This window comes from Rhizobacter sp. P1_G5 (assembly GCF_056405435.1).
In genome coordinates, this window is record NZ_JBFUCB010000395.1 from 1 (window position 1) to 5,734 (window position 5,734).

5 protein-coding genes and 2 pseudogenes are annotated in these 5,734 nt (G+C 67.6%); all 7 read left to right on the top strand.

Features of this window, described 5'->3' with window-relative positions; genetic code table 11:
• Nucleotides 1–230 (top strand): annotated as a pseudogene (locus tag AC1D12_RS22755) (D-xylose ABC transporter ATP-binding protein); the annotation flags it as partial.
• 16 nt (nt 231–246) lie between these two features.
• Nucleotides 247–1,230, top strand: coding sequence for an ABC transporter permease (locus tag AC1D12_RS22760; protein ID WP_477843031.1), 984 nt, complete (start codon nt 247–249; stop codon nt 1,228–1,230).
• Between the two features lie 64 nt (nt 1,231–1,294).
• A complete protein-coding gene (locus AC1D12_RS22765) occupies nt 1,295–2,239 on the top strand; it encodes an ABC transporter substrate-binding protein (RefSeq protein ID WP_477825057.1) in 945 nt (314 codons plus the stop codon).
• A 19-nt stretch (nt 2,240–2,258) separates the two neighbouring features.
• Nucleotides 2,259–3,269 (top strand): zinc-binding alcohol dehydrogenase family protein, encoded by a 1,011-nt coding sequence (locus AC1D12_RS22770; RefSeq protein ID WP_477825058.1) that lies wholly within the window; start codon nt 2,259–2,261, stop codon nt 3,267–3,269.
• A gap of 11 nt (nt 3,270–3,280) precedes the next feature.
• Nucleotides 3,281–4,423, top strand: a complete 1,143-nt coding sequence (locus AC1D12_RS22775) for a mannitol dehydrogenase family protein (protein WP_477825059.1) — start codon at nt 3,281–3,283, stop codon at nt 4,421–4,423.
• Nucleotides 4,420–5,424: an NAD-dependent epimerase/dehydratase family protein gene (locus tag AC1D12_RS22780; RefSeq protein WP_477825060.1), complete on the top strand. Its 1,005-nt coding sequence runs from the start codon at nt 4,420–4,422 to the stop codon at nt 5,422–5,424. Before AC1D12_RS22775 ends, AC1D12_RS22780 begins: the two co-directional genes overlap by 4 nt.
• Nucleotides 5,425–5,498: 74 nt before the next feature.
• Nucleotides 5,499–5,734 (top strand): annotated as a pseudogene (locus AC1D12_RS22785) (LacI family transcriptional regulator); the annotation flags it as partial.

Consider the following 5,734-nt stretch of genomic DNA (forward strand, 5'->3'; position numbering starts at 1 on the left):
GCATCGACGTGGGCGCGAAGTACGCCATCTACCAACTGCTCGACGAACTCGCCGCGCAAGGCATCGGCGTGGTGCTCATCAGCTCGGAGCTGCCCGAGATCCTGGGCATGACCGATCGGGTGGCGGTGTTCCATGCCGGGCGCATAACCGGCACGCTCGACACGCGCAGGACCTCACAGGAAGAAATCATGCATTTCGCCTCGGGCCGGCCGGCACGCGCGGCTGCATGACCAGGCCAGGCACCCCATGACCGACAAGCAGAAAGACCTGTTCCAGAAGTTCGCGGCGCTGGCGAGCCTGATCGCGCTCACGGCGGTGTTCTCGTTCGTGAGCGACTCGTTCCTCTCCGTCGGCAACGGCATGACGGTCGCGCTGCAGGTGACCTCCATCGCCTACCTCGGCATCGGCGCGACCTGCGTGATCATCACCGGCGGGATCGACCTGTCGGTGGGCGCCATCCTCGCGTTGGCGGGTGTCGTCGCCGCGCTGGCGGTGAAGGCGGGCCTGCCGGTGCCGCTGGGCATGCTGTGCGGGCTGGCGGTGGGGGCCTTGTGCGGGCTCGTCAACGGCCTGTGCGTGACCTTGCTCAGGCTGCCGCCGTTCATCGCGACGCTGGGCATGATGATGGTCGCGCGCGGCGTGGCGCTGCAGATCACCGATGCCAAGGCCATCGGCGGACTCGGCGAGGGGTTCGCGGCACTCGGCAACGGATCGCTGGGCCGCATCGTCAAGATCGGCGCCGATGGATTCCCGGACGTCGTGTTCCCGGGCATTCCCTACCCGGTGCTGCTGATGATCGCGCTGGCCGTCGCGGTGGCGGTGCTGCTCAACCGCACCACGCTCGGCCGCTTCATCTATGCCATCGGTTCGAACWCCGAGGCGGCGCGCCTGTCGGGCGTGGACGTGCGCGGCGTCACCGTCTTTGCCTACGTGCTGTCGGGAACGCTCGCGGGGCTGACGGGCTGCGTGCTCATGTCGCGCCTGGTCACCGCCCAACCGAGCGAAGGCCTGATGTACGAGCTCGACGCGATCGCCGCCGCGGTGATCGGCGGCACCTCGCTATCGGGTGGCGTCGGGACGATATCGGGCACCGTCATCGGTGCCTTCGTGATCGGCATCCTGCGCAACGGCCTGAACATGGGCGGCGTGTCCGCCTTCACGCAGCAAATCATCATCGGTCTGGTCATCCTGCTCACCGTGTGGATCGACCAGATGCGTCATCGCAGATGACACCTCACCGGCAGGCCCGCCCGGGAATTGGAGAGAGACAAGCTCGTTCATCAAGAGGACTGACATGAAAAAATTCCTGACCACCCTGTTCGCATCCACGTTCCTGTTCGCCGCATCTGCGGCATCGTCCGCAGACAAGGAGATCGCCGTCATCGTGAAGACCGCGAACTCGGATTTCTGGCAGAACGTGAAGAAGGGATCGATCGCCGCCGCCGGCGAACTCAAGGGCTACACCGCCAGCTTCCAGGGCGCGGCGTCGGACACCGATCTCGCCGGCCAGGTCGCGCTGGTCGAGAACGCCGTGAACCGCAAGGTGGCGGCCATCGTGCTCGCGCCGTCCGATCCCGATGCGCTGATTCCCGCGATGAAGAAGGCCTGGGAGGCCAAGATCCCGGTGATCCTGATCGACTCCGCGGCCAGCGACGCGGGCAAGGACTACTACCAGTCCTTCCTCGCCACGGACAACAAGAAGGCGGGCGAACTGTGCGCGCAGGCCCTGATCGCCAAGATCGGCACGACGGGCAAGATCGCGATCATGTCGTACACGGCAGGCTCCGGTTCGGAGATCGGCCGCGTCGGGGGCTTCCGCAAGTACATCGAGGCCCACTCGAAGCTGCAGGTCGTGGGCCCGTTCTATTCGAACTCGCAGATGGGAACGGCGTTGAACCAGACCACCGACGTGCTCGCGGCGAACGCCGACCTGAAGGGCATCTTCGGCGCCAACGAGCCGACCGCGATCGGCATGGGCCGCGCGCTCGTGCAGTCGGGCAAGGCGGGCAAGGTGGTGGCCATCGGCTTCGACGGCAACGGCGACCTGCAGGGCTTCATCAAGGACGGCACGCTCGAAGCCATCGCCGTGCAGAGCGCCTACCAGATGGGCCACCTGGGCGTGAAGACTGCGGTCGAAGCGAGCCAGGGCAAGAAGGTGCCGAAGTTCCTCGACACCGGCGTGGTGATGGTGACCAAGAAGAACATCGAGTCGACCGAAGCGAAGAACGTCCTGTACTGACCGACTCGAAGGGAGCGTCATGCTGACCGTGATCTGCGACACCCCGGGCACCTTGCGTGTCGTGGACAGGGAGATGCCCCTGCGCGGCGAAGGCGAGGTGCTGCTGCGGGTGCGGCGGGTGGGGGTGTGCGGTACCGACCTGCACATCTTCACCGGCCATCAACCCTATCTCGACTACCCGCGCGTCATGGGCCACGAGTTCTCCGGCACCGTGGCCGAAGCACCCGCCGGCAGTGCGCTGGCGGTCGATGACCCGGTGTTCGTGATGCCCTACCTGTCGTGCGGCCGCTGCATCGCATGCCGCCAGGGCAAGACCAACTGCTGCGTSGCCATCCAGGTGCTGGGCGTCCACCGCGACGGGGCCTTCACCGAGTACATCAGCGTTCCACAGGCCTTCGTTCACAAGGCAGAAGGCGTCACGCTCGACCAGGCGGCGATGCTCGAGTTCCTGGCCATCGGCGCACACGCCGTGCGGCGTGGCGACGTCCAGCCCGGCCAGCGCGTGCTGGTCGTCGGCACCGGGCCCATCGGCATGGCGGCACTGGCGTTCGCCGTCCTGCGCGGCGCCACCGTCACCGCGCTCGACACGCGCCGCGATCGCGTCGACTTCTGTTGCGAGCACCTCGGCGCGCATGCCGGCGTGACGATCGGCCAGGGCGACGAGGCGGAGCTGTCGCGGCTGACCGGCGGCGACTTCTTCGACGTCGTGTTCGACGCCACCGGCAACGCCCGCGCCATGGAACGCGGCTTTCGTTTCATCGCCCACGGCGGCAAGTACGTGCTGGTCTCCGTCGTGCGCGACGACATCGCCTTCGCCGACCCCGAGTTCCACAAGCGCGAGGCGACCCTGCTGGGCAGCCGCAACGCCACGATGGAGGATTTCGAGACCGTGCTCGCCGCCATGCGTGCGGGCAGGATCCCGCACGCGGCGCTGAACACGCACCGGCTCGCTCTCGCGAACCTGCCCGCCGACTTCGTGCAGCTGCTCGACCCGTCGCGGCGCGTGGTCAAGGCCATCGTCGAGTGCTGAGGGTTCGCACCATGGCATTGCCCATCCTTCAGTTCGGCACCGGCCGCTTCCTGCAGGCGCACGTGGACCTGTTCGTGTCGCAGGCGCTCGCGCGGGGCGAGGCCCTCGGAGGCATCGCCGTCGTGCAGACGACGGGCAGCGTGCAGAGCACGGCGCGAACGGCCGCGCTGGCCGGCGGCGCGGGCTATCCCGTCGAGGTTCGCGGCCTGCTCGACGGGCGCCGCGTGTCCGAGACCGTGCACGTCGACTCGGTGCGGCAGGCCTGGCATGCGGACACCCATTGGCCGCAGGTCATGGAGGCCGTCGCGACGGACGTCCGCGTCATCGTGTCGAACACGGGCGAACGCGGCTACGCGCTCGATCCCGCCGACGGGCTGTCCTTGTTGTCCGGTGCCGGCACGGCCGCGCCGCGCAGCTTCCCTGCGAAGCTGGCCGTGCTGCTGTATCGCCGCTGGCGGCATCAGCCGGGCGGTGGGCCGTCCCTGTTCCCGTGCGAGCTCGTGCCGAGGAACGGCGATGCGCTGCGTGCAGTCGTCTGCGAACTCGCGAAGGCGTGGCAGGCGCCGGCGTCCTTCATCGACTACCTGCACGACGAGTGCGTGTGGGTCAACTCGCTGGTCGATCGCATCGTGTCGGAGCCCCTCGTTCCGGTCGGCGCGGTCGCCGAACCGTATGCCCTGTGGGCGATCGAGCGGCAACGCGCAATGGTGCTGCCGTGCACACATCCGGCCATCGTCCTGACCGACGAACTGGGGCGCTTCGAGCGATTGAAGCTGATGCTGCTGAACCTCGGTCACACGTTTCTCGCCGAACGCTGGCTGGCCGGCGGGCGGCCGCGCGATGAAACCGTCCTGCAGGCCCTGGGCGATGCGTCGTTGCGCGCCGAGCTGGAAGCGGTCTGGAACGACGAGGTGATGCCGGTGTTCGACGCCCTCGGCGAAGGCCGCGAGGCGCGCGACTACCTCGCCGTCCTTCGCGATCGCCTGCTCAATCCGTTCCTTGCACATCGCCTTGCCGACATCGCGCAGAACCACGCGTCGAAGAAGCAGGCACGCATCGGCCTGCTGCTGTCCCATGCGGACAGGCTCGGACTGCCGCCGACGCAGACGAGGCTGAGAGCGGCCATGGCCACCGATGAGGAGCTGCATTCATGAAGCGAACCGGTGAGGGCAGGGGCCGGATGCTCGTCACGGGCGCGGCCGGCAAGGTGGGGCAGGCCTTTCTTGGGCGCGCGCTGCACGATCCGGCGTTCGACCGCTTCGTGTTTCGCGCCTTCACGCATCGACGGGCCCTCGAGGCGCACGATCGCCTCGAATGCGTGCAGGGCTCGATCCAGAACCGCGACGATGTCAACCGCGCCCTGGACGGCGTGACCCATGTGCTGCACCTGGCCACCAGCAAGGAAACGCCCGACGACGTCATGGACGTTGCCGTGAAGGGCATGTTCTGGCTGCTCGAGGCCTGCCGCAGCAGCCCGGGCTTCGAACAGTTCCTGCTCGTCGGTGGTGATGCAGGCGTGGGCCACTTCTTCTATCCGCACCCGGTGCCGGTCGTCGAGACACAGCCCCACAGCGCCTACCCCGGCTGCTATGCCTTGTCGAAGGTGCTCGAAGAAGTGATGCTGCAGCAGTACTTCGTCCAGTACGGCCTCAACGGCTGCTGCCTGCGCGCCCCCTGGATCATGGAGAAGGACGACTTCAGGTTCCAGCTGTCCTTCGGCCCCGATGTGTTCGGCGGGCCGCGCTGGTGCGATCTGGTGGGCGCCGAAGCAGCCGCCGCACATGTCGCCAGCGGTGCGGTGCCCGTGATGCTCGACGAGGCGGGCGTTCCGGTGCAGCGCAATTTTGTGCATGTGGACGACCTCGTCGACGCCATCTGCATCGCGGTCGATCACCCTCGGGCGCGGCAGCAGCTGATGAACATCGCCATGGACGAGCCGGTCGACTACGGCGTGCTGGGCGACTACCTCGCTCGCACGCGGGGCGTGCCGTTCGTGCCCGTCAGGACGACGTACCACTCGACCTGGCTCGACAACACCAAGGCCCGATTTCTTCTCGGCTGGCGGCCGAAGTACGACATGGCCAGGCTGGTCGAGACAGCCTGGTCGTATCGCCGCGCCCTCGACGACCCGCGCCAGGTCTGGTACCCGGGCTGAGGGCCGCGGCATCACCCGGACCCGGGTGGCATCCCGCCATGCCGGCCTGTCCTGTTCCATCGGAAGGAGACATCATGCAGATGAACAAGAGAACGCTGGTCGCCAGCCTGCTCGCCGCGGCGGGCTGGTCGCTCGCTCCCGGCTTGTGTGCGGCCGCGGGCAAGCGACTGGTGATCGGTTTCGCGCAGACCGGCGCGGAGAGCGAATGGCGCACGGCGAACACCGAATCGGTGAAGTCCGCGGCGAAGGCCGCCGACGTCGACCTGAAGTTCTCCGACGGGCAGCAGAAGCAGGAGAACCAGATCAAGGC

Coding starts and splice junctions, on each gene's coding strand:
- AC1D12_RS22780 (WP_477825060.1), top strand. CDS start 4,420: ATGAAGCGAACCGGTGAGGGCAGGGGCCGGATGCTCGTCACGGGCGCG.
- AC1D12_RS22775 (WP_477825059.1), top strand. CDS start 3,281: ATGGCATTGCCCATCCTTCAGTTCGGCACCGGCCGCTTCCTGCAGGCG.
- AC1D12_RS22765 (WP_477825057.1), top strand. CDS start 1,295: ATGAAAAAATTCCTGACCACCCTGTTCGCATCCACGTTCCTGTTCGCC.